This window comes from Rickettsia argasii T170-B, assembly GCF_000965185.1.
GTDB classification, from domain to species: Bacteria; Pseudomonadota; Alphaproteobacteria; order Rickettsiales; family Rickettsiaceae; genus Rickettsia; species Rickettsia rickettsii.
Genome location: NZ_LAOQ01000001.1, coordinates 80,354 through 105,354 on the forward strand (window position 1 = coordinate 80,354; position 25,001 = coordinate 105,354).

Genomic DNA, 25,001 nt, shown 5'->3' on the forward strand with positions numbered 1-25,001 from the left:
CTTGAAAAAAATTTAAAAAAGACTAGACCCTGCGATCAAGTCGCAGGATGAGATTAATAGTTACTGGATTTCCGCTTTTAGCTAGAAATGACATTAGGACTATGCAACGACCCTGTGACTGCTCGCAATGACGTTTAAGGCATACACTCAACAATGCTTACCTTTGTTGATGTCTTTCCTTCCTAGCTTGTAATTTAGAGCATGCGATTTCTTTTACCGTTTCTACTCTTTTTGTTTGGAGTCCTTTTTGTTTCTTCTGTTGTAGTACATTACCAATTTTTATACTTTCTGTTATAAGTTTTTCTGTATTATGAATTTTATTTAAATTCTCAGGAGAAATTTGTTTCATAAAATAATTTGAGATACTAGATAAACCTCTCTTTTCACAAAAAATTCCTACCTTGTAATATATAGTATCTTTAGAATTTAACTTGAAAGATTTAGCATTTAATAAATTTGTCGTGTTTTCGATATTATCCTGATATTTTAAATTTTTCTTTATACCCTTAATATCTTGCTCGGTAAGATAATTTTCTTTTTTTAGCACTTTCATTATCTTGTCGTAGAATTTTGCTACTGCTTTATCGGTTACATTTTTAGTTGTTGCCTGCTTTGTAAAATCAACAATTAGTGATGCCAATTTTTCGCCTGTAGATTTGTCTTGTATACGCATTGATTTTGCAGGATCAGAAATTTGTACTTCTACTTTATCTGTCTTAACCTCAACTTCTTTTTCTTTCCATTTTCCGTCCAAATCTTTGCTCCATTGTTGTTCCTTGATTATTTCTTTTTTCAAACCCATAGAAACTTTAATTTGGTAATTATTTTCATATGCCCACTCTTTAGCATCTTTACCTTCAATTGTAATATTATTATCTATTGCATAGAGTACCGGGTCTTTTACAGGTGAATTAGCGAAAGCCTCTAACCAACCACCATTTTTAAATTCAGGTAAAACATTACTGAATTTTGTTACTATCTCAGCGCCTTTGGCCACTTCTTGCATATTAACAAGATGTTCTTTTATACTGCCTTTATAGTGTTTTCTCAAATCATCAAAATTTTGAATATTAGTGGATAACGCAATATTTTTTGGATCAAACCCAGCTTTTTTTAATTCATCAATTTTTTGATCAACTATTGCTTCCATTTGTTTCTCATCAAATTGACTTATCATTTGATTTAACGATTCGCTATATTTATCGATATTAAATGAGAAATTACCTGCTTTAATAGCAGCACTGTAGTCAACACCAGGATGTGTAAATATGTTGGCTGTTGATTGAATCATACTGCCAAAATTCTTATGAAATGCTAAAAAAGAGCGACCATGATCAATTTTGGTTATTGTTTTACCATCCTGTACCATTAAATTACCAGCATGATAATCTACTTCCCCCAGCATATGACAAGCAGCTATAGCTTTTTCAAATCCTTCCAACTTTTTTAAATTTTGATCATTAGCTCTGACTCTAGTTTCACCTGATAAACCAGAAAATTCTGTTAGTGTTACAGCATTATCAAAAAATTTAGAACGTACATAAAGTGAATCAGGGTATTGTTCATCCGCTGTGACCAGCCCTTCTTTTGGTGCGCGATCATGTAATAAAAATTGATACATTGTAGAGCCTATTAATTCTTGTACTCCGTCTCTTCGGTCAGCAACAGCCTGTCTTTTTGCCTGAGTATCTTGTATTTTTTGGCATGCAGTATGAGTTTTATAAAAATGTTTTAAAATAAAAGTATTACCGGCGTTATCTTTAGCAACATAACCGGCCGAGACGCCTGCTGTCTTTTTTCCTTTCCCCTTAAACTCAGCTTGCTGTGCCACCCTCTTATCACGTAGCATAGCATCAATTACTTTTTTAGGGTCATTAGGATTTCTTATTTCTTCAAGTTTTCTGTAATCTGCGTTATATTGGCTATCATCTAATCCAACCTGTCGTTCAATTGCCTCTTTCATAACTAAATGCTGTAAAAGAGGTACATCGATTATTTCCCTTAATTCCTTGTTTTTATCTCCTGGAAACGAGTTTTTTATTATTGTTGTAACTTTAGCTAAATCCTTAGTGTTTAAATCGGCTAGGGTCATATAGCTAATATATAGGCTTTCATCAGTAGTAGGAGATTGGTCATTAGAAAGGTCAATAATAGATTCGGCAATGCCTTCGCAGGTTCTAGATATTTTGGCATTCAATTCTGTATCGTTAGTTTTCAGGGCTTTAAAAAGTTGTTCTTGTAATAATAATTCTTGTTGAGTTTTCTCTTTAGACATAAAAATAACCTGCTTAATATTAACTAATAGTAAAAAAGTGTTGTTGCGTGGGTCAAAATCCTCATCATTGTGAGGAAACCACGCAGCAATTGACGAAGCAATCCAGTAAACATTCTGGTTCACAGAATTTTTTTATTATTTTTTCTGGATTGCCGAGTGCGTTGCGACCGTTTGCAATGATGATTCAGTATCCATGCAACAATGCCACGTGGGAATGATATTGAATAAGTTTTCCAAGCCGTGCAACAAGGCCCCCGCTTTTGCGGGGATATGACATCGAGGTCTTTTTAAAAACTATTCAGTACTATAGATTTGATCGTGATATAACAATGAAAAAACCGAAGCAATGAAATAAAATCATGACTTTGCAAGAATGATACCAATTAATCTCTTCTATTGCCTAAAAATCTCATTAAATATAGGAAAAGATTTATAAAATCTAAATATAAAGTAAAGGCTGCCATAATAGAAAGCTTTTGTCCTACTTCATCGTTTCCTGCCATGTAATACATAGACTTAATCTTTTGAGTATCCCAAGCAATTAATCCCATAAATATTACTATTCCAATAAGAGAAGTAGCAAAAGAAAGAGCCGAGCTTTTTAGAAACAAGTTGACTAATGAAGCAATGATAAGACCTATAAGACCCATTGCAAAAAATGAACCCATAGATGTTAAATCTCTACTTGTACTATAACCGTATAAACTCATTGCTCCAAAAACGGAAGAGCAAATAAAGAAAGTACGAGCTATTGATGCACCGGTATAAATAAGAGCTAAATATGCAAGCGACATACCGGTTAAACCGGCATAAACCCAAAATAATATTTGTGCCGTTTGCAGGTTCATCCGTCCGAAGCCCATAAAGAAATATAAAGCAATACCGAGCGGAGCAAACATTATAATAGTACCGAAACCTGTTTGAAACATTAAATTATAAATAGGCTCAACTGATATAGTCGTTACGGCTGCTACACCGGTTAGTAAAAGTGCTAAAGCCATATAATTATATACTTTAAGCATGTATTTTCTTAAGCCTTCATCAAAAGTTTTATTTTTTGAGGCGGCAGTTAAAGTTTTTGTATAATCGATCATAAGTAACCTTAGGATTATGTTATTTACATAATAAAATATAGCCTCTTAAAGGTATTTTTTCAAGCTATATTAATTATATTTTATAAATATCTTGCATTGAATATAAAGCAGAAGGTTTATCTTGTAGCCAAATAGCGGCTTTAATTGCACCAATAGAAAAAGAATTTTTATTCAGAGCTTCGTGTTTTAAGGTGATTATTTCATCGTCACCTAGGAAAGATATTTCATGTATACCGTGAACATTTCCACCACGAAGCGAGGAAATACCTATTTCTTTTTCGCTTCTTAGTCTATTACCACGATTAAATGTTATATTTAATCCTTTTTTGCTTGCAATTGTTTCAGCAAGCATAACAGCAGTTCCTGAGGGTGAATCTTTTTTATTACGGTGATGTGTTTCTAGAATTTCAACATCGTAATCATCTAGTATTTTTGTTACTTCTTTAGCTAGATAGCTAAGCAAATTAGCTCCTATACTCATATTTGCAGAATATAAAACAGGTAAAGTTTGAGCTGCTTTTTCTAAAAGCTTAAAATGTTGAGGTTGGAGACCTGTGGTTCCGATTACTAATTTTGTATTATGTTTTAATGCATAATTAATTAATTTTTCTAATATTTCAGGGGTAGAAAAATCGATGATCACATCAGAATTTTTACAAAAATTATCTAAATCATCTAAATTATTAGTACTATTAAATTTTGCTGCAATTTTGCAATCTTTAAATTTATCTATTCTCTCTAGAATGGTTTCTCCCATTTTACCGGTAGAACCACTAAGACCGATATTTAACATATTGGCAATGTATACTCCTAATAAATGAACAGTAAGTAGACGAAGTTTAATTTGGACAAGAGCAAGGCGTCTAAAGTCCTTAGATCGCAGTTTATACTTTATAGTTCGAACCGCAGATCTTATTAGACGACGCCAATTTTTCAAATTAAACTAGGTTCTGTGAATATTTCTAATTGATTGGCTATTTTGAGGTCTTTTTTAGCGAAAATTAATAAGATTTTTGCTGGAATAGTTACTTATATTTCCAAAAATCTTATAATTTGCAGCAAAAAATAACCAAAATTAAATCTTTGTATACGATTTATGAAAATATAATAGAGGCTTTAAATCATTTTTAATAGCGGTATTTATTACTTCACCGATAAATATGACATGATCACCGGCATCGTAAGAAGCATATTTATTACACTCTATATGATAAGTTGCACCGTTTATTAAAGGGCAATCAGTTTTGTTGCCAAGCTCATAATCAATTTTTGTAAATTTATTAGATTGTGATTTAGCAAAATGTTTTGAGATATCAATTTGATTCTCTGCTAAAATACTAATTGCAAACTTATCACTTTTTTGAAAACTGTTTATACTAAAAGAGTTTTTATTAAGGCAAAATAATATTAACGGCGGTTTTAAAGATACGGAAGTAAGAGAACTAGCAGTAAAGCCAAAAAGTTCGTTATTGCAATTTGTTGTTATAACAGTCACTCCCTGAGGGAATCGGCTCATAGCATCTTTAAATTGACTTTCTGTTACTGTCCCAGCCATTTTTTCATAATTTTGTTAATGGTTCCGTCTTTTTTTAATGAATCGATTGCCTCATTAATTTCATTAATTAGTCTTGAGTTTTTAGACATGCCTATAGCAAAATCGGATGAAAATTCTTCTAAAGTACTGCTTTCTAAATTTGAATTATTTTCTTTTAATTTTTTGCCTTGAAATTCCTCAGAAATAATAGCATCTATGACTCTGGCTTTTAATTCTTCAACCAACATTAAATGATTTGCTAAAGAATGAACTTTGATATTTATCGTCTGTGATAGATCATGTGCTTTTTTTTCTAAAACACTACCGAGCTGTACCCCTACTATTTTATTTTCTAGATCTTTGCTATTTTGTATATTATCACCTGTTCTATATATTATGGCAAATCTTGCAGTAGCATAATTATCGGAAAAGCTGATATATTCAGCACGCTCTGGTGTTACGGAAAGCTCCGCCACCGCAACATCAATATTTTCACTAACCAAAGCTGCAAGTAAACCGTTAAAGTCGAAGTTTTTTATGATAACTTTTTTATTTAGACGTTCGCTTATTGCTTTGATAATATCAATATCAATCCCAACAATCTCTCCGTCTTGGATAAATTCATAAGGAGGATTATCTGCGGCAGTACCGACTATTAAAGTTTTTTCCGTTTCTTTTTGTTCACAAGAAACTAGAAAGCAAGATAGTAAAAATATTTTCAGAAATTTCATAAAAATAATGTTTTAAGTTTGAGTATGTTCTGTGTCATCCTACGAGGCATTGCCCTTGTTGTACGGATATCAAATCGTCATTGAGAGGAAAATTACTGGGTAATTGATGAAGCAATTTCAGGATATTTGGCGAGATTGTCACGTAGCCTACGGCTGCTCGCAATGACGATGAAACCGAGCCATGCAACAAAGTCTATGGCTGCTTGCAATGACAGGAAAATCTATCCACACGGGCAATACCTTCAAAGGAATAGCATCAAGAACTCAATTTCTCCTTTAAAAGCTGATTCACAAGCGTCGGATTAGCCTTACCGCCGGTTTTTTTCATTACCTGCCCTACAAAGAAACCGAATAATTTATCCTTACCACTTCTATAACCCTCTACTGATTCAGGATTTTCAGATATTACCTCGTCAATTACAGTGTTTAGCACGTTATTATCCGAAACTTGTACAAGTCCTTTTTCTTCTACTATTTTATCAGGTGCTTTACCGGTTTCAAACATAATTTCAAAAACGGTTTTTGCAATTTTACCGGAAATAGTATCATTTTCTATTAATTTTACCAGTTTTGCAAAGTTACTAGGGGTAATTTTGCATTCATTTATTCCTATCGATGCTTTATTTAATTGGCCAAATAATTCACTAGTTAGCCAATTAGTAAGCATTTTAGGGTTACATTCATTTGCTGCTTTCTCAAAATACCCAGCAACCGATTCATCGGCTACTATTACTTCGGCATCATATTTACTTAAGCTAAATTCCTTCATATATTTTTCAATCTTTTGATCAGGTAGCTCAGGTAAATTTGCTTTTAGCTCATTTATTAACTCATCAGAAATAACAAGCGGTAATAAATCGGGATCAGGAAAATATCTATAATCAAGTGCTTCTTCTTTTAAACGCATAGTTCTTGTTTCGCCGCTATCGGCATTAAATAGGCGTGTTTCTTGAATTATTTCTTCACCGCTTTCAAGCAAGTCTACTTGTCTTTTAGCTTCAAATTCTATTGCTTTAATGATGTTACGAATTGAATTGATATTTTTAATTTCGCATCTTGTGCCGAGTGGTTCGCCGCTACGTCTTACTGAAATATTAGCATCGCAACGCATCGAGCCTTTTTCCATATCACCGTCACAGCTGCCAATATAACGTAACAAATTTCTTAGCTTTTTTACAAATTCAGCTGCTTCTTCCGGTGATGATATATCAGGTTCGGTCACAATTTCCATAAGTCCAATACCGGCACGATTCAAATCGATAAAGCTGTAATGTGGTGATTGATCATGCATAGATTTACCCGCATCTTGCTCTAAATGCAAACGGTTAATACGAATAGTTTTAAGATCGCCGGTACTAGTAGGTATTTCCATAGTGCCGTTTTGTACTATAGGATAGTAAAATTGCGAAATTTGGTAACCTTGCGGCAGATCGGCATAAAAATAATTTTTACGATCAAATACCGAATATTTATTTATTTTAGCTTTAAGCCCAAGCCCTGTTTTAATTGCTTGGTGTACACAATGCTTATTTAATACCGGTAACATCCCGGGCATTGCTGCATCAACATAGGCAACCTGCGAATTTGGATTTGCTGCAAAAATAGTACTACTTCCTGAAAAAAGCTTAGATTTTGAGGAAATTTGAGCATGGATTTCAAGCCCTATTACATATTCCCATTTCCCCGTATTACCTTCAATATATGACATAATTAAAAACCCTTTGGCTCAAATTTAATATGTTTTACACCTGACTCAATGGTCGATGCTACTTTCAAAACATTATATTCGTCTAATTGTTTACCTATAATCTGTATCCCAAGAGGTAAACCGCGTGCCGATAATCCAGCAGGAACCGATGCACAAGGTAAACCGGCTAAACTTGCAGGAATAGTAAATAAATCGTTTAAATACATAATAGTCAGATCATTTTGTTTTTCACCAATCTTAAAAGCTGCAGTCGGGGCAGCTGGTAATAAAATGGCATCAACTTTTGCAAAAGCATTATTAAAATCGTTTGCAACTAAACGACGTACTTTTTGAGCTTTTAGATAATATGCATCCATACCACTAGATGATAGCACATATGTTCCAATCATAATACGACGTTTTACTTCCTCCCCAAATCCGGTTGATCTAGTCATTTCATACATTTCGTCAAGCGTCATATTTTCACGTTCTACTCGAAGACCGTATCTAACGCCGTCATATCTAGATAAATTTGAAGAAGCTTCAGCCGGTGCTATTACGTAATAAACAGCAACACCGTATTTAGCATGCGGCAAAGTAATATCAACTATTTCAGCACCGGCGTTTTTAAGTAGTTCTATGGTATCCTGCCACATTTTCATGATATCAGGTTCAATAATACTGTCCTCACCAAGGTTAAGAGGTACGCCTATCCTCATATTTTTCATAGAACTTCCGATAGCGGATTGTAGCTCTGGAACTTCTGCTTTAATCGAAGTAGAATCTTTTTCGTCAAACCCCATCATCGCTTCAAGCATAATGCTACTGTCTAAAACGCTTCTAGTAAATATTCCTGCTTGATCAAGGGAGCTAGCAAACGATATCATTCCGTATCTTGAGCAACGACCATATGTCGGTTTAAAACCGACTAAACCCGTAAAGCTTGCAGGTTGACGTACCGAGCCGCCCGTATCGCTACCAAGAGCAGCAGATGCCATAAATCCGCTAACTGCCGCAGCTGAACCGCCTGAAGAACCGCCTGGCACTAAATCAGCATTATCATCATTTGCTTTCCAAGGGCTAATTACATTTCCAAAACAACTAGTGATATTTGCTGAACCCATAGCAAATTCATCCATATTGGTTTTGCCGAGCATCACACCGCCCTTATCAAAAATATTTTGTGTAACACTTGATTCATAATTAGGTATAAAATTTTTCAGTATATTAGAACATGCCGTAGTTCTAATTCCTTTCGTGCAGAAAAGATCTTTAGCGGCAAACGGGATACCCTCAAGGGTTCTTGCGTTATTTTGAGCATAATTTTGATCGGCTGCTTCAGCCTGTTTTAAAGCTAAGTCAAAAGTTTCGGTAACATAAGCATTTAGGTTTCTATGCTTCTCTATTTGTTTAATATGTGCACCTATTAATTCCGTACTTGTAAAATCTTTATTTTTTAGACCTTTTATACTGTTTGCTACTGTTAGTTTGTTTAGTTCCGTCATAATTATTCAACAACTTTTGGAGTGATAAAATATTTTACTTCTTTAGCCAGCTGAGCACTATTTCCACTTACATTATCAAATAACTCACTTGATAAATCAGAACTTGTAACGGTGTCCTCTCGCATTCTAGCATTCATATTAGAAACCGAAGTTAAAGGTTCTATATCTTTGCAATCTATTTCATTTAAAATATCGATCATATCCATAATAGTACTAAGCTGAGTAGAAAATTTTTCTACAGTATCTTCTTCAAATTTTAATCTAGCTAATTTTGCTATTTTCTGTGCTTCTTCTTTTGTTATCATAGTTTTATTATTTTGAGTGGTATAGTCTGATGTTATTCCCGTGAAGGCTTGCCTGTGTGTAACGGTATTTCTGTCATCCTGCGACTTGTGAGCTAGATCCTGGATACAGCCTGTGATACAAGGTTCTATAGCCGATTTTATTGCATGACTCCTTTATTTTATTAAGGCAAAAAAGCTAATTCTAATATATCGGCAACTTTTCCATATACTCATCTTGTAAAATTTCCTCTACTTCTTCTAGTAGTTTATTTTTTAATAATTCTTTATACTCATATGATTCAGTAATATGAGTAACTGGTATCCTGCCTGATTTTAATATAATTTCTGGAATTAAATCTCTAACTAATTTTGTCATTTTATTTTGTCAGTATAGATTCAATTTATGTCATTCTCGCTTGGCATTGTTGCATGGATCGATTTTTCTGGATTGCCACGTCGCTTTGCTCCTCGCAAGGTATTGTTGCGTGGATTAATTCCACCGCTGTCATCCCGCGACTTGATTGCGGAATCCAGTTAAAAATAAAATTATTAGTATTTTTTATTGTTTTTATGGACCCTGTGGTCAAACCACGGGGTGACACAGTGGATTTTACCGGTCCACGCAACAAATCTAAAGCAGGAATGACATAGAAAATCAAACAGTCATTATTTCTTGTTCTTTTTGTTTTATTACCGAGTCAACTTTACTACTATAATCATCGGTTAGCTTTTGTACTTGTTCAGATAAGCTATGATGCTCATCTTTTGCGATAACGTTATCCTTTTCTCGCTTTTTAAGTGCTTCATTGCCGTCTCTTCTAATATTACGTAATGAAATTTTAGTATCTTCACCGTATTTATGAGCAAGCTTTACCAGTTCTTTACGTCTTTCTTCAGTTAAAGCCGGTATCGGCAGTCTGATTAATTGACCGTCCGTTGCAGGAGTTAAGCCAAGATTTGCTATCGTAATTCCTTTCTCTACCGATGATACCATAGATTTATCCCAAACCTGCACGTTAATTGTTCGTGCATCAGGGGTGGATAGAGAAGCAACTTGTGAAAGTGGCATTTTACTCCCGTAAGCTTCCACGGTTACGCTATCAAGTAAATTCACTGAAGCTCTACCGGTACGTAGCCCTTTAAGCTCATGATCTAAAACTTTTAGAGCTTTCTCCATCTTTTCTTGTAAGTTTTTCTTTAAATGCTCTTTATCCATCTTTATTTATCCATATATTATTATTAATACGCGAATTGAGACATTGTTATGTGTATTAGGAAATGCCCCTGATGTCATTCCCGCGTAGATTGGTTTTTCCGTCATTGCAAGGAAAAACTATAAGTTTTGACTAAGTAATCTAGTAAAAAATTCTGATCTACAGAATTTTTTATTATTTTTTCTAGATTGCCACGCAGCCTACGGCTGCTCGCAATGACGATTTAGTCTCTACGCAACAACACCTATGCGGGAATGACATAAAAATCATACAACAATTCACACTACAATATATTATTTCTCAATTGTCGTATATTCCCCTTTATCTTGTATTACTCTAGCAAAATTTCCCTGTTCTTTTATCGAAAATACCCTTATAGGTAATTTATTTTCTCTTGCAACTGCAATAGCTGCCGTATCCATGACTTGCAGGTTATTAATTATAACATCTTTATAGCTAATAGTGAAATATTTTTTAGCATCCGGATTTTTTTTAGGGTCGGAATCATATACACCGTCAACCTGAGTTGCTTTTAATAAAATATCGCAATTCATTTCGATTGCGCGAAGTACTGCGGCACTATCGGTTGTACAAAACGGGTTACCAGTACCGCCGGCAAAAATTACTACGCGCTTTTTTTCCATATGTCTTTTAGCTTTGCAGCGAATATAAGGTTCGCACACGCTCATCATAGGAATAGCCGATAGAACTCTTGTATAGATATTGAGGCTTTCCATAACGTTTTGTAAAGTTAAAGCATTAATCACCGTTGCAAGCATACCTATATAATCCGCTGAAGCTCGGTCCATACCGACAAGTGCTGCATTAATCCCGCGGTAAATATTTCCACCGCCGACTACAATAGCGACTTCTACTCCTAAATCGATAACTTCTTTAATATCGCTGGCAATCTTTTTTATTACGTCATATTCATGCCCAAATTGCTTATCTCCCATTAAAGCTTCCCCTGACACTTTAAGTAAAACTTTTTTATACTTTAGAGCGTTTATATCTGATATCATTTTCTGCTTCAAGTTGTTTTTAATATCTGCTTAATTTTTTTAATCATTATACCTCTTTGTAGGTCGGTAATCGATGATTTATTGAGTGCATGCACTAATAACATATTATTATTTATATCAAGTGTTACTGTACCTGGAGTTAGAGTAATCGAATTACCATAAATTATTTCGCCTATTTCTTCTAGCCCTTCTGCGTCAACCCATTCAAAAACCGGCTCTATTCCTATCTTTCTTTGCCAAATTATTTTAATAACTGCGAAAGCCGATTTCCATATTTCTAATAATAACCAAGGAAAATATAATATAAATTTAATTTTAGTGAGCATTAACATTTTCGGTTAATTTGATATTTGAAGTAAAAGGTATTAGTAGCATTATAAATACAAATAACAGCCCTATCATATTAAATATATTATTTATTGCAATTACAAAAGCATCATGATTTAATTTGTTTGCTAATAACAAATATGATGCTTTTTCGGGATTCAAAACTTTTCCGCTTAATAATTCAGTATAAGAATCTAGTTGTTCTAATGCCATTATAGAAGTAGACGAGATATTTTCCGATAAATATTGCATAAAGGTTTTAGTATCATTAGTAAGTATAGTACTGATTATTGCAAGCCCTACCGCTCCTCCTAAATTACGAGTAAGATTATAAAGCCCGCTAGCGTTACCTACTCTTTCTTTCGGCATATTGCCAAGAGCTATATTATTAGTTGGTATAAAACAAAACATTAATGAAAGTCCTCTAACAAATTGAGGAAGCACAAATGCAGCAAATTTAGAATCAGGCGTTAGAAAACTATTCAAATGACATCCAAGAGCAAACCCTCCAAGCCCTATAATAAGCATCAGGCGTAAATCTACCCCTAGCCCTAACATTCTACCGGCGAGTGGTGCAGATAAAAATTGTGCTCCGCCCGTCACCATCATAGTAGCCCCGATTTGTAATGTATCATATCCGGCAATAGTAAAGAGAAATAGCGGTAATATATATACTGCCCCGTATAATCCGATACCCATAACGAACGAATAAAGGCAACCAAAAGTAAAGTCTTTATAAAGAAATGTTTTTAAGTCTAAAATTGGATTAATAAAGGTTAGTTCTCTAATGATTAATAAAATAAAACCTAAAACTACTGCAATACTTAAGAATAATATTAAATTATCCTCAAGCCAACCTTTTTTGTTTCCTTCTTCTAACACATACTGTAATAAGCCGAGCGTTAAAGCCATTAATAATATACCGAGAAAATCAAAATTTTTCAGTAATTTATAATTTGGTTTATCAAAATCCCCATATAAAAAAACTACCGTGCATACGAAAATACCGGGTATGACGTTTAATAAAAACATAAAATGCCATGATAAAATCTCCGTAATATATCCACCGAGTGTAGGTCCTAAAGTAGGGGCAACAGTTACGACAAGTCCAATTAAGATAGTAACGATAGGACGTTGCGATGCAGGAAAAAGTATAAAAACGGTACTAAAGACCGTCGGTATCATAGCACCGCCAAAAAAGCCTTGTAATGCTCTAAAGATAATCATGGATTCAATATTAGTTGCAAGCGAACATAATACGCTCATAACCGTAAACCCTAAAGCTGCAATAAAATAAGAAATTCTAGTAGTAAGTAACCTTGCTAAAAAGCCGGTAATAGGAATAATGATAACTTCAGCTATTAAGTACGATGTTTGAACCCAAGAAAGTTCATCGCTTGAAGCGGCAAGACCGGCAGCTATTACGGATAATGAGCTAGCGACAATTTGAATATCAAGTACCGACATAAACATGCCGACAACCATACCAAAAAAAGCAAATAATTGCTTTTTAGAAAGAGCAGGCGGTTGTAAATTATCATTTGACATAATTAAATTATACAGTTTAAATTAAATAAAGTTAATAAGTGACATATATGTTTAAAATAAAAAATTATTGTACAACTTTTAATTTTTAATTAAACTATTTATTAGGATATAAGTAGACAAGACATAATATATGGTAATCATTTTATTTATATTTAGCAAATAATAAATATGTGATTGATTTATTAAAAATATTTACTATAATATTCATTAACTATAATTGATTTATCAATATGCAAAACCCAGCACAAAAAGTTATATCTTTTTCAGAGCATAAATCTGATATAGAACGCATAAAGAAATCAATAGAAGAGGGGTGGGCGATAGTAAAGCTAGTACCTAATAACGACCGTTTTATCGGACTTTTAGAAAAGATTTCGCATGCTGAAGATGAAACAATCTATATTCCTCCAAGAAAAAAGATAATAGTTAATTAATACGAATAGCGAATTATTACATAATCTGCTATTCGGCTTAAGAAGTTGAATATAAAAGGTGACAATTGGCTTTCACTTTTTATATAAAGCTAAATATATATTATTTTTTAGCAAAAACTTATAATTCTTTACAAAATATAATGGAATTACCTAAAAAAGGTAGTTTTGTTTTACACCATTCTTAAAAAGACCTTATTGTCATTTCCGTGTAGCATTGGTGTTGTTGCATGGATTAATTCCACCCTGTCATCCTAGCTCATTTGTAGCGAGATCCAGTTTAAAATACTCAGGTGACCTTGCAGTTAATAAAGTGTATTACCGCAGTTGCTACAATCTGGCCTATATTTATGGCTCAGGGAATCACGAATGGCGTCATGTTCTCTTGTTACCGTCCTGCTCTAAACGACTGTAAGCACTTAGCAATATCCCGTTATTAGAAATTAAAGCCGGAGTAACGCTCCCTGCTATTTTATTCGCTATCTTCTGGCCTAAACCAGATAGTGCGTTGTTATTTACAGCATTTACTGCGAGTTCCGTTACTTTTTCTATCGCTATCATCTTTGCCAGCTGTACTCCCGCGATGCTTTTGCTAGCTCTATGATGGTCTTAAAAAAGTTGTCCACTTCAATCTTTCAAGCATTTTGATAGTTCAATACTCATAGATCTTATTGGTAAAGATTTATTTTCTGTTATAGCTTGCTGACGTTCTTTCGTGATTGCTTCCCAGTATCTGTAATCTTCATCTTGTCTTTTCATTAAATCAAATTGGGCAAGGTAGGTATTTAGCTTTTCTTGAGCCTTTGTCACTTCTCCATCTTTAGCGTGTAAAAATTCTATTAAATGCGGGACATCTTCTGGAAATAGTCTTGGATTACACATTTGTATATAATTTACTATTAATAACCAACCTAAATTACGTCTATCCTCTTTAGAATATTTAGGATAATTTATATATTTTTCATCATCCATAAAAACATAATCGAAATATTCTTATAATATTTCTCCAGTATCATATAATTCGCCTAAATGAAAATGATATTGTTGATAATGTTTTAACATTACTTCTAAAAAGTCACCTAAATTTTCTAAGGTTATATCTTCTACTGCTTTAAATTCTACAGAATCAAAGAAATATAAATCTATATATTCTTGAAGTGTTTTTCTGATATATGCATCTTCTTCATTTATTTTTTCATACCATAATTTATCTGTCATTGTTTATTTCATTTTGTTATTCCAATAATTTATACCGCTTCGAGGTTTCATTATTATTACCTTATTTGCATATTTTTGTTGTGATTAGGTTATTTTTTAAAACAGCATCTCTCTCTATTTCTTGATATGTCCTTGCATGAGCTACATTACCACCTGTATTATCAAATATTACAAACTGGTCATTTTTTATATCAACAGCAATAAGTCTTTCAGTATCATTACTTATTTTATAAGCATTTTTTAAAACTGCTTTAGGTTCTTTAGATGCTGGACTTTTTGACCACTTGGATTGATGGTGATAATAAATGATTAGTATTTTAAGTTATTTTTTTTGGATATCGTGGTCAAGCCACGGTATGACACGAATGCGTTTTTCTATACATTATTAGTATATCAGGTTCTACCACGCCTATCACAAATAGGGCTATAGTTTTATTTAGAAGATGGTGCCAATGTGGGGATTTGAACCCCAGACCTACGCATTACGAATGCGCCGCTCTACCAGCTGAGCTACATCGGCTGAAATATGATTATATTATGCTGAGATACGGATTCCTACGAGACATGTTTCGTCATTACGAGCGATGACTGACAAGGAGCGTGGCAATCCAATAAAAAATTTTAAAATGCTAAAGACTAGCATCCTTAATTGGACCCCGTGGTCAAGCTACGGGGTGACAATGAAATATCTTTATAAATGCGTCGAAAATCTTAAATGGAAATGCTGCGTATCGTCATATTTCTTCTTCTTAACCGGGAAACCCCAATCCATTCTGATCGGTGCAAAACGTGTTACCCAAATAAAGCCGAAACCAACGGAAGCTCTAAGAGATTTATCGTTATAAAAACCGTTTGGAGTTTGATATTGTTTCTTATTTAGGCCTACTCCCCAAACGCTTCCTAAATCCATAAAGACTGCACCGGTTAAATTAAATTCCTCAGGTATAGGTGTTGGGAAATTAAGCTCTGTTGAGAATGTGTAATATCGCTCACCGCCAAGTCCTTCGTTAGTGACCTTTTCACGAGGTCCTACACCACCGCTTGCAAAGCCTCTTAAACTATAATCACCTAAATTAAATCGATCGGAAATTCTAATAATTTTTCCTCCAAGCCCTGCAATATCGCCTCCGGAAGCAGATAATTTTAAAGTAAGCTTGTTATGTATGAAAGACTTATAATATTTACCGTCAACTTCATGCTTTATATATTTATTATCACCTCCAACGCCGGCAAATTCTTGTGTGCCGCTTACTAAATAACCGTTCTTTGGAACAATTTTATTATCGGTTTGATCATAAGTAATAGTATGTCCTATAGCAGAAGTAATAAATCTTCCCATTTGCTCCTTTAAGAATATTGAGCTTGATGGAGTTGGAGCACTTAAAATATCACGTTTGATTAAATAATCTATTTCGTGACCTAAATCCTCTTTAATTTCATAACCAAGAGAAGTTTTGACTCCTATAGAGTGTAACTTATAGCTTTGATCAGTTGTATTTAATACACTAGCACCGCGTCCGGTATAGTTTCTAAATGCGTTTACGCCAAGTGATAAATCACGATCTAAAAAGTGCGGTGCGGTAATACCACCGTAATAGCTTGTAGTGTTTTTACTTACTTGCACACCGGTATTAAGCAGTTTCCCGGTACCGACTAAATTACGCTCTAAGAAAGAGAAACGTCCGAATAAACCGCCAGCAGTATTATATCCTAAATCAAAACCTATAGAGGAAGTAGATTTTTCATCAACTTCAACGTTAACATCATATTTATCTTTAGCTTTAGTTGGAGCTAAGCTAATTGCTACTTTCTCAAAATAATCTAAATTTCTAAGATTACGCTCACCTTTTTCAATATATGAACGATTAATTATATCACCTTCTTCTATTTTAAATTCTCTTCTTATAACAGGGTCTTCAGTTTTAAGGTTATTAATAATATTAATTTTCTTAATATAAACCTTATCGGCTTTTTCAATAATAAATTTAATATCTGCAGTATGATTAGCATTTTTCATTATATCCGGATAAACATTTACCGCAGGGTAACCGTTCGCTGTAAAATATTCTCCGATTTTTTCAGTTATATCATCAACCTTTTTCATATTGAAAACCTTGCCTTGCTTAATATTAACAATTTTATTAAGCTGTGTTATATCTATATTAGTTAATTTATTGTCTATTGTAATATTACCGAAGCTATATTTTTCTCCCTCTTCAATGGAATAGGTAAGGGTGAAATATTCTTTAGTATTATTGAGTTCTGCCGATGCCGAAATTACTCTAAAATCTGCAAAACCTACAGATTGATAAAACTCTCTCAGTAATTCTTTATCATACTCCACTCTATCAGGATCGTAAGTATCGTTACTTTCTAAAAAACGAAACCAACGAGATTCTTTAGTTAAAACAATAGATTTAAGTTCTGAATCACTATAATTTTCATTACCGCTAAAATAAATATATTTAATACCGGTTTTTGGTCCTTCGGCTATATCAAAAATAACCTTAACTCTGTTGTTTTCTAAATTTTCGATTTTAGGTGTGACCATAGTAGCAAAACGTCCGCTACGTTTATAAATTTCTAATATTTTCTTTACATCTAATTCAATTTTAGCTTGGCTAAGAGATTCACCCGACATTGTGTAAATTTCTTTAGCGAGCATATTAGTTTTGATTTTAGAATTACCGCTAAATACTACACTACTTATAAAAGGCGTTTCAGTAACGTTAACTATTAAATTACCATCATTTGTTATATGCATATTTATATTTCTAAAAAGTGAGGTGGCATATAAACGTTTTATTACCTCATCTTCTTTAGAATTATTATAGGTTTCTCCTACCTTAAGCTTTAAATAGCTTTCAATAGTAGAACGCTCAACCCTATGGTTACCTTCGATAGTTATTTTACGAATTACAGAGTTAGCTAATGAAATATGATAATAAAAAATCGTTAATAATAAAATTGTTAACTTACTAATTGATCTGATTGTCACCTAAAACCTTCTTTAAGATTTAATTTAAATTTCTGTGTTTAAACCCAATGTCATCCCGTGGCTTGACCACGGTAAAAAATAATAAATTAGATACCGCGATCAAGTCGCGGTATGACAAAGAACTGGATTTCCGCTTTTAGCTAAGAATAATACAAAGTTCTCCTAACTAATGCATTCAAACATAATTAATGTACTCCACTATAGTAGATAATATAAACGAGAGCAAGCAAATCTATAATTTAGGAAAACAAATTTTGTATATCGTTGGAAACAGCAATTATAATAAGAAAAATTATGATTATTGCTCCTAATTGTAACAAAATATTTTTAGTCTTAGGATTCGGTAATTTACCTGTAATTGCTTCATATAATATAAATACTAAATGTCCGCCGTCAAGCACCGGTATAGGTAGTAAGTTAAGTAACCCTAAATTAACGGAAAGCATTGCTATAAATAACAGATACATTTGGGTTCCACCAGCTATAGATTTGCCTGACTCTTTAGCAATAGCTATCGGCCCTCCTATCTCATCGAATGAACGTTTTCCTACAATCACTTGCGATATTGCGTTTAGAGTTAAAGCAGACATATCTATAGTAGTATTAATAGCTTCCCAGAATCCTCCTAAAATTCCTATTTTAGTATGAATAGGTTCATTTTTAGCTATAATACCGATGCGAAGAGTTTTCTTAACTTGCTTTTCTTCGGTAGGTGATATAATTATTTCTTGAGGCATTATATTAACGATAAATTCCTCACTTTTTCTTTCTATAGTGAAAGTAGAAGAGCTAAAACCATTAATTAATATCTCTCTCTGCACGTCCCCGAAATCTTTAACAGATTTATCGTTAACCTTAACAATTTTATCTCCTGCTCTTAAGTTTGCTCTCTCTGCCGGTGATGAAGCTACTACATCACCTATTATAGGAGGAATCTCTGTTTTTCCAAAGTAACAATAAAAACCTGCAAATATTATTATGGCAAGTAAATAATTAATTAACGGACCTGCTGCAACTATTAAAAAACGTTCTAAACAAGATTTAGCATCAAAAGCTACTTTTTCGTTAACTTCTTTAGTCTTATCCATAAGGCTGCGATCATAGCCGTAAATCTTGACATAACCGCCAAGCGGTATAAGGCAAATCTTCCACCTAACTCCTTTTTTATCGGTAATGCCTATTAGTGCTTTACCGAAACCTATCGAGAACTCCTCAACTTTTACATTAAAATATCTAGCAATACAATAATGCCCAAATTCATGGATAAATACCAAGATACTAATTGTTATAATAAATCCTATTATAGAGAGCATAAAAATTTTATAAGTTTACTAATAAATTATTTTAAGGTATACATTGCAAGGTTATAGATATCATTTCGTCGTTGTGAGTGGACGTTGCTCCTTGGTTTCCGATGTCATTCCCGCGAAAGCGGGAATCCACAGAAAAAAAATGAAGTAATCCAAATGTATTAGTTTTAAAAACTAATAGTATTTATGTTTTTTAATTACTGGATTCCCGCTTTCACGGGAATGACATCACGCCATATCACACTCGCAATGACGAAAATTAAATTTTAAATTTCTTTTCTTTATGAGTTCAAATAAAATTAATAAAAAGTCTATTGCACGTATTGCAGCAGTGCAAGCTATTTATCAAAACATATTGCAAAATAACGACGATATGGATGATATCATGCAAAATGTACTTTCTTTTTATCAAAATAATAATTCTATAACAGATTTACCTGAGAATTTAAAAATATCATTAAGTATAAGTCATTTTAAAATGCTGGTAAAGTCAGTATTTGAAAATATTAATAAACTAGACGAAATTATCGACAATCATTTAACAAATGATAAAGATCCTGCACATATGCCGATCTTACTCCGAGCTTTATTGCGTGTTAGTATATGTGAGCTATTATTTTGCCCTACTACGCCTGCTAAAGTAGTAATCAACGAATATACGGACATAGCAAATGATATGTTAAATGAGCATGAAATTGGTTTTGTTAATTCTGTATTAGATAAAATAGCAAAAGAGCATACTCGTTTAATTTGAAAAATTGGCTACAAGTACTGTGGTACTCAAGTATTATTAACGGCTTTCGTGCCTCTTCTTGTGGATTCCTTGCTCTTTTCCAGGTTAAACTTCGTCTACTTATTCTTCATTATATTTATAAGTATAAAAGATTTTATGACAAATAATTTAAGCGGTTATAGAAATAAATTTGTTAGAGTTAAGACTTCTAAAAAACGCACCGTCTCTTCTAGTAATTGGCTTAGACGCCAATTAAACGATCCGTATGTTGCAAAAGCACGTATAGACGGTTTTAGGTCGAGAGCTGCATATAAACTACTTGAAATTCATGAAAAATTTAAACTTTTTACTCCTAACATGAAAATTGTTGATCTAGGAGCAGCTCCTGGGGGATGGAGTCAAGTAGCTTCCAAGCTTATTAAAGCTTCGGATAATAACCTAAATAATAAAATAATCTCTATCGATGTGTTAGAAATCGAACATATTGCTGGAGTTGAATTTTTTCAAAAGGACTTTTTTGAAGCAGATACGGAAGAATTAATTATTCAGGCTTTAGACGGTAGAGCTGATATAGTAATGAGTGATATGGCATCAAATACCATAGGTCATAAAGCTACAGACCATATAAGAACCTTACTTTTATGTGAGCAAGCTTTTGAATTTGCTTTAAAAGTACTAAAACCCTCCGGTCATTTTATCGCTAAAATTTTTCGTGGCGGTGCAGAAAATGAATTATTACATAAAGTAAAGCGTGAATTTAAAACAGTGAAACATTTTAAACCTTCATCCAGTCGCAGTGAATCTACGGAAATCTATTTAGTTGCTCTAAATAAGAAATAATGAATATGAAAGGCGAAAGGTAATTTCTGCCTATAAATTTATTATATATGTTATTTTTTTATTTAACATATTAGAGGATATAGATGATAATTACTTATATCTCCTGTTGTTTGGACTTCCTGAGCATATTCTTGACTGCAGCTTTGAAAATTATTATACATCCCAACTAAATTAGCTCCGGTTTCAGTTTCAACTATTTGATTATATAAATTATTTTTTAAATTTAGAGTATTTTTAGCATATTTTGGTGTTGCTGCTTCCCAATCATCTATGGTTAAAGTAATATTCTGTTTCAAATCAGAAAAATTAACAAGTCCATGTTTACTGATTCCGGCTATGATTTCTTCAAAGCCTTCGACTATTCCATTAATTCCTAGATATTTTGTAACTTTTTGTTTGGCAAAATTATATAAATATGATGCCCATTCTTCTAATTGTGGTAGTGCTGTTTTTTTACCAGGAAGTACCATTGTTGTTTTTCCAAAATGCTTATTAGTAATATTAATAAGATTATGTTTTGCATTATATATCTTAGAATGGGTAGCTAGCTCTTTTATTGGAGTTGTTACTTTTCCGGTAAATAAATTTTTTTCTATGCCTCTTTCAATTATCGGTTTTGAGCCAGGGCTGTCAAAAGTTATAGATTTATTAAAATTTAGGTTGCGAGAATGTATTTCTACTAAGGTTAAATCTGCAATTATTGCTCCAAGTGAATGACCGCTAGTATTAAAACTATATTCTGTGGCTTTACTTAAGCCGCCTAATTTGTTAATTATTTCATTAACAAAATCCTGAAGTGGAGTTAGTTTAGTAGGTAAATAGTGCAGAGCGATAAGCAAGTCGTCTAATAAATCATATATATTAAATTTTGTGCCGGCACTAGCAATATGAACTTCTTTAGTTTCTTTATTTATAAATGCGACGGCTTTATAATCATATTTAGCAGTGTTGATATTATCACATGAAGCAGTCAGTATTTCCCAGCCGCGATCTGTTAATTGTTCATTGACCTTTGATGCTTTTAGCTTATAAATATTTAAATCATCTGTTTTATATGCGAGGTCTAAACCTATATAAGCAAGCTTTTTAGTGCTAATATGTTTAGAATTTTTGTACGTAGGCATATCTACCTCTTTTTGATTAATTTTACCATAAAATATGGTTTTTTCTAAAAAATGTCAAGTCAAATATTAATGTTTATTAATCTATTATTAAATAAAGGATTGATATCTGATTATTTTTGTTGTATAGTGCATTTGTAACCATGAAATATGGTGAATAAAATAAGGAGATAGACTATGTTGACATTATTAATACGAAACTTATTCGGAAGTAATAAACCGATTACTTACTTATCTTTAATAGAAAAAGCAAAAGCAGATTATAGTTTTTATACAAAATTAGCATCGGGAAGCTTTTTTGTAGGAATAAGTAGTTTTTTTTCATCTAGTAGTTGGTTAAGCAAAATACCTTTAATAACAGGGGGTGTTTTTGGTACTAGTTATGGGGCAAAAGGCATTATGGAGAGTAATGAACAAATAAAGCTTTTTACTCAAGCTCATGAAGCAACTAAAGTTGAAGAGTATTTGGCTACTTCGGGGTTAGGAAGTTTTGTATACGGTACTGCTATAGATAAAAACGGTATAGATAAATTTACCGGTAAATATATTGAAGGAACAAACGGTAAGATAATATCTAATGCAATAACTCGCGTACCAACCTTAAGTTTAACGGAAGACGGTGTTGGTTACAAACATAATGGTGGCTATGAAATAGTAGAATCAACAGATCGTGCGTTATATCAGGCAATACCTGGCGTGAAAGGACAATATACAAATAAATTAGTTCTAGATACTAGTATTCTTCCTTTACATGCTTGTATTATTCAGCAGCTAATACAAAATGGCTATTCAAGTGAAGATGTTGAAAAAGCTTTAAGTTTAGAAACTGTTGCAAAGAGAGAAAGTTACAAAAATAAGCAATTAGCAGAATACAAGCCAAATTTGACAAGTAAGTTATGGCATGGTACAGAAAAAGCTATGCAAAATAAAGTAGTAGAACTTTCAAAAGAAATACAGAAATATGCTGAAATAAATGAAGATTATGAAGAATTATTTAATTATCATACTTCCAGTACTAGTGAAGAACAAGAAGAGCAGTTTTATAGCCTTGATTATAATAATCTTAATGATGATCAAACTCAAATCTTAGGAGATGAAGGATATATATCTGATATTGCCTAGTAACTAAATACAAAGCTTTCTAAAGAGTAAGGTTATAGATCTATAACCTTACTCTTTTTTATTTAATAACCTCTTTAGCTCTCCGTTCAAAAGCTATAATCATTTTTTCGGTTGCTTTGGTAAAATAAGTGCTGATTAATTTATCCAGTATTACGGATTTCATTTTAAAATCAATAAAGAATTTTAATTCAGTTCCTGCCGTGTATGGAACAAATTGCCAAGTACTTTTTAAATATTCAAAAGGTCCTGAAATAGCTACTGTATTAATCAAATATATTCCATCATCTGTTATTTCGCGTGTAACTCGTGAGTTATATTTTTCTGAAAAGCCTTTTAACTGAATTACTAATTCAGCAATAACCTCTTGATTATTTTCTGAAATAATTCTAGAAGCAGAACACCAAGGCAAGAATTTAGGATAAGATTTTACATCCCAGACCAAATCAAACAATTCTTGCGGTTTATAGGGTAAAATTTTAGTGTGTTGAAGGCAAGGCATTAGAAATCTGTGACTTTACCTTTATGCTGCCAGTCCCCGTATCTTGTCGGTTCTAGACCTTTAACACCGCCAATTTCTTTTTCTTTTGGTAAATTTGCTTCTTCTGATATATTATGAGACATCTTTCCAAACTTCGCTTCTAGAGGTAATTTAGACGTCGGTCCGGTACTTGCATCCTCACGTATGTCCATATACGCTGTGATGCTGAGTTCCGTGTCTCCTGTAAATTCCTCTCTATAAGCTGGTTTGGAAAGATGTCTATTATCTTTTTTATCGTCCATAGTACTAAATATATGAAATATAACCGTATTTATATTAATAGTCGTTTAGCTGAAAATAGCAAGATAGAATTAGCAAGTGATCATGTTCATTATGTCAAAACGGTGCTACGTCTTAAAGTAAATGATGGCTTACGTCTCTTTAACGGTACGGATGGAGAATTTCTAGCACAAATTAACGATATAGGTAAAAATAACCTATCGGTTAGACTTAAAGAACAGTTAAAAAAGCCTTATACAGAATCTACGTTAACTCTTGCTGTTGCTATAATAAAGCAAGATAAATTAATGCTTGCAATAAATATGGCTACGCAACTCGGTATAACTAAAATTATTCCATTAATTACTAGGTGGTGTCAATTGAGATCGGTAAATATCGAACGTTTAACGAAATGTGTTATTGAGGCAACAGAGCAATCAGAACGTCTTACTCCCCCGATAATTGAAAAAGCTATCACAATACAAGATTATCTAAAAAAGAATAATAATTTGATGTTATATGCTAATGAACATGAAAAAGAAGAAAATTCTATATTACGAATTTCATCATCACTTAGTAATAGTGATATAACTATTATTGTAGGACCGGAGGGAGGCTTTACTAATGATGAGTTGGAACTTCTTGCCTCATATAAGAATACAAAATCTATAAGTTTAGGAAGTAATATATTACGTGCTGAAACAGCAGCAATAACTGCTATAGCACAAGTGAGGTTGTTAGGTCGTCATTGCGAGGAAATTGCATAGCAATTGAGGAAGCAATCTCAGGAGTTTGTTATGATTTCATGAGATTACCACGCAGCCTACTACTGCTCGCAATGACGAAAAGGTAGAGTTACTTCACCTTTTCTATTTTGGGTTTACAAAATAGCTTACCTAAACAAAGGAAAGAATATACACCACAAAAGCCTATAATTATATAAAGTATTGTAACAATAATTGGAAATGAGCCAAATAAAAGTGTGACTAAATTAAAATTAAATAATCCGACTAAGCCCCAATTTATAGCACCTATAGAAGATAATAAATGTACAGTAGTAATAAGTGGATTATTAGAAGTATTTATTAACATATTTAAGCTCCTTTTAGTTAAACGTAAAAGGCCTTGTTGCATGGCTCATACCTCTGTCATCCCACAACTTGATAGCGGGGTCCAGTTAAAATACTAAAATTACTAGTATTATGGGTTACATTTTTGGATCCCGTGGTGAGGCCTCGGGATGACACTAT

25 protein-coding genes, 1 tRNA gene and 1 pseudogene are annotated in these 25,001 nt (G+C 33.0%); 5 read left to right on the forward strand and 22 right to left on the reverse strand.

Annotated features, from left to right (window positions below; all coding sequences use genetic code 11):
- Positions 1-157: 157 nt before the first annotated feature.
- From RAT170B_RS00375 to RAT170B_RS00435, 13 genes are all read right to left on the reverse strand, one after another.
- Positions 158-2,275 (reverse strand): hypothetical protein, encoded by a 2,118-nt coding sequence (locus tag RAT170B_RS00375; protein WP_045805315.1) that lies wholly within the window; start codon positions 2,273-2,275, stop codon positions 158-160.
- A gap of 383 nt (positions 2,276-2,658) precedes the next feature.
- The gene (locus RAT170B_RS00380; RefSeq protein WP_014013899.1) at positions 2,659-3,369 is read right to left on the reverse strand and encodes a Bax inhibitor-1/YccA family protein; all 711 of its coding nucleotides are present in this window, start codon (positions 3,367-3,369) and stop codon (positions 2,659-2,661) included.
- Positions 3,370-3,442: 73 nt separating this feature from the next.
- A complete protein-coding gene (dapB, locus tag RAT170B_RS00385; RefSeq protein WP_012150406.1) occupies positions 3,443-4,162 on the reverse strand; it encodes a 4-hydroxy-tetrahydrodipicolinate reductase in 720 nt (239 codons plus the stop codon).
- 282 nt (positions 4,163-4,444) lie between these two features.
- The gene (locus tag RAT170B_RS00390; RefSeq protein ID WP_014013901.1) at positions 4,445-4,924 is read right to left on the reverse strand and encodes a flavin reductase family protein; all 480 of its coding nucleotides are present in this window, start codon (positions 4,922-4,924) and stop codon (positions 4,445-4,447) included.
- Complete coding sequence (locus tag RAT170B_RS00395; protein WP_045805316.1) at positions 4,909-5,634, reverse strand: ABC transporter substrate-binding protein; 726 nt, start codon at positions 5,632-5,634, stop codon at positions 4,909-4,911. Before RAT170B_RS00395 ends, RAT170B_RS00390 begins: the two co-directional genes overlap by 16 nt.
- Positions 5,635-5,890: 256 nt before the next feature.
- Complete coding sequence (gene gatB, locus RAT170B_RS00400) at positions 5,891-7,342, reverse strand: Asp-tRNA(Asn)/Glu-tRNA(Gln) amidotransferase subunit GatB (RefSeq protein WP_045805317.1); 1,452 nt, start codon at positions 7,340-7,342, stop codon at positions 5,891-5,893.
- A gap of 2 nt (positions 7,343-7,344) precedes the next feature.
- On the reverse strand, positions 7,345-8,826 hold the full coding sequence (gatA, locus tag RAT170B_RS00405) for an Asp-tRNA(Asn)/Glu-tRNA(Gln) amidotransferase subunit GatA (RefSeq protein ID WP_045805318.1): 1,482 nt from the start codon (positions 8,824-8,826) through the stop codon (positions 7,345-7,347).
- Positions 8,827-8,828: 2 nt separating this feature from the next.
- Positions 8,829-9,131, reverse strand: coding sequence for an Asp-tRNA(Asn)/Glu-tRNA(Gln) amidotransferase subunit GatC (gene gatC, locus RAT170B_RS00410; protein ID WP_045805319.1), 303 nt, complete (start codon positions 9,129-9,131; stop codon positions 8,829-8,831).
- Positions 9,132-9,312: 181 nt separating this feature from the next.
- Positions 9,313-9,486 (reverse strand): hypothetical protein, encoded by a 174-nt coding sequence (locus RAT170B_RS10150; protein WP_186786256.1) that lies wholly within the window; start codon positions 9,484-9,486, stop codon positions 9,313-9,315.
- Between the two features lie 279 nt (positions 9,487-9,765).
- The gene (gene frr / locus RAT170B_RS00420; RefSeq protein ID WP_045805321.1) at positions 9,766-10,326 is read right to left on the reverse strand and encodes a ribosome recycling factor; all 561 of its coding nucleotides are present in this window, start codon (positions 10,324-10,326) and stop codon (positions 9,766-9,768) included.
- A 291-nt stretch (positions 10,327-10,617) separates the two neighbouring features.
- Complete coding sequence (pyrH, locus tag RAT170B_RS00425; protein WP_045805498.1) at positions 10,618-11,346, reverse strand: UMP kinase; 729 nt, start codon at positions 11,344-11,346, stop codon at positions 10,618-10,620.
- A gap of 8 nt (positions 11,347-11,354) precedes the next feature.
- Positions 11,355-11,678: a monovalent cation/H+ antiporter subunit E gene (locus RAT170B_RS00430; protein WP_004996606.1), complete on the reverse strand. Its 324-nt coding sequence runs from the start codon at positions 11,676-11,678 to the stop codon at positions 11,355-11,357.
- Entirely contained in the window at positions 11,662-13,221 is a 1,560-nt protein-coding gene (locus tag RAT170B_RS00435) for a DHA2 family efflux MFS transporter permease subunit (protein WP_014013908.1), read from the reverse strand. The genes RAT170B_RS00430 and RAT170B_RS00435 overlap by 17 nt, the downstream gene beginning before the upstream one ends.
- A gap of 230 nt (positions 13,222-13,451) precedes the next feature.
- Between RAT170B_RS00435 and RAT170B_RS00440 the strand changes: the two genes are divergently transcribed.
- The gene (locus RAT170B_RS00440; RefSeq protein ID WP_004996604.1) at positions 13,452-13,655 is read left to right on the forward strand and encodes a DUF2674 domain-containing protein; all 204 of its coding nucleotides are present in this window, start codon (positions 13,452-13,454) and stop codon (positions 13,653-13,655) included.
- Between the two features lie 372 nt (positions 13,656-14,027).
- Here the strand turns inward: RAT170B_RS00440 and RAT170B_RS00445 are convergent, their stop codons facing one another.
- The 5 genes and pseudogenes from RAT170B_RS00445 to rseP all read right to left on the reverse strand — a co-directional run bounded on the left by RAT170B_RS00445 (position 14,028) and on the right by rseP (position 19,181).
- Entirely contained in the window at positions 14,028-14,213 is a 186-nt protein-coding gene (locus RAT170B_RS00445; RefSeq protein WP_014013909.1) for a hypothetical protein, read from the reverse strand.
- Between the two features lie 66 nt (positions 14,214-14,279).
- Positions 14,280-14,870: pseudogene (locus RAT170B_RS11960) on the reverse strand (hypothetical protein).
- A gap of 444 nt (positions 14,871-15,314) precedes the next feature.
- Positions 15,315-15,390, reverse strand: a tRNA-Thr gene (locus RAT170B_RS00455).
- Between the two features lie 171 nt (positions 15,391-15,561).
- Positions 15,562-17,868: an outer membrane protein assembly factor BamA gene (gene bamA / locus RAT170B_RS00460; RefSeq protein ID WP_045805322.1), complete on the reverse strand. Its 2,307-nt coding sequence runs from the start codon at positions 17,866-17,868 to the stop codon at positions 15,562-15,564.
- 239 nt (positions 17,869-18,107) lie between these two features.
- Positions 18,108-19,181 (reverse strand): RIP metalloprotease RseP, encoded by a 1,074-nt coding sequence (rseP, locus tag RAT170B_RS00465; RefSeq protein ID WP_045805323.1) that lies wholly within the window; start codon positions 19,179-19,181, stop codon positions 18,108-18,110.
- A gap of 280 nt (positions 19,182-19,461) precedes the next feature.
- Here rseP and nusB point away from each other — a divergent pair, with 280 nt between their 5' ends.
- A complete protein-coding gene (nusB, locus tag RAT170B_RS00470; RefSeq protein ID WP_012152483.1) occupies positions 19,462-19,932 on the forward strand; it encodes a transcription antitermination factor NusB in 471 nt (156 codons plus the stop codon).
- 135 nt (positions 19,933-20,067) lie between these two features.
- Positions 20,068-20,751, forward strand: a complete 684-nt coding sequence (locus tag RAT170B_RS00475; RefSeq protein WP_014013913.1) for an RlmE family RNA methyltransferase — start codon at positions 20,068-20,070, stop codon at positions 20,749-20,751.
- A gap of 62 nt (positions 20,752-20,813) precedes the next feature.
- Here RAT170B_RS00475 and RAT170B_RS00480 read toward each other — a convergent pair whose 3' ends face one another.
- Positions 20,814-21,875, reverse strand: a complete 1,062-nt coding sequence (locus tag RAT170B_RS00480; RefSeq protein WP_045805324.1) for a hypothetical protein — start codon at positions 21,873-21,875, stop codon at positions 20,814-20,816.
- 174 nt (positions 21,876-22,049) lie between these two features.
- Here RAT170B_RS00480 and RAT170B_RS00485 point away from each other — a divergent pair, with 174 nt between their 5' ends.
- Positions 22,050-22,994, forward strand: coding sequence for a hypothetical protein (locus RAT170B_RS00485; protein WP_045805325.1), 945 nt, complete (start codon positions 22,050-22,052; stop codon positions 22,992-22,994).
- A gap of 58 nt (positions 22,995-23,052) precedes the next feature.
- On the opposite strand, the gene RAT170B_RS00490 is transcribed toward RAT170B_RS00485, so the two are convergent.
- Together RAT170B_RS00490 and RAT170B_RS00495 are read right to left on the reverse strand one after the other, a co-directional pair.
- Positions 23,053-23,493 (reverse strand): type II toxin-antitoxin system RatA family toxin, encoded by a 441-nt coding sequence (locus tag RAT170B_RS00490; RefSeq protein WP_014013916.1) that lies wholly within the window; start codon positions 23,491-23,493, stop codon positions 23,053-23,055.
- The gene (locus tag RAT170B_RS00495; RefSeq protein WP_045805326.1) at positions 23,493-23,774 is read right to left on the reverse strand and encodes a DUF1674 domain-containing protein; all 282 of its coding nucleotides are present in this window, start codon (positions 23,772-23,774) and stop codon (positions 23,493-23,495) included. Before RAT170B_RS00495 ends, RAT170B_RS00490 begins: the two co-directional genes overlap by 1 nt.
- A gap of 12 nt (positions 23,775-23,786) precedes the next feature.
- Here RAT170B_RS00495 and RAT170B_RS00500 point away from each other — a divergent pair, with 12 nt between their 5' ends.
- Positions 23,787-24,518: a 16S rRNA (uracil(1498)-N(3))-methyltransferase gene (locus RAT170B_RS00500; protein WP_014013918.1), complete on the forward strand. Its 732-nt coding sequence runs from the start codon at positions 23,787-23,789 to the stop codon at positions 24,516-24,518.
- A gap of 88 nt (positions 24,519-24,606) precedes the next feature.
- Here RAT170B_RS00500 and RAT170B_RS00505 read toward each other — a convergent pair whose 3' ends face one another.
- Complete coding sequence (locus RAT170B_RS00505) at positions 24,607-24,843, reverse strand: DUF378 domain-containing protein (protein WP_014013919.1); 237 nt, start codon at positions 24,841-24,843, stop codon at positions 24,607-24,609.
- Positions 24,844-25,001: the final 158 nt, after the last annotated feature.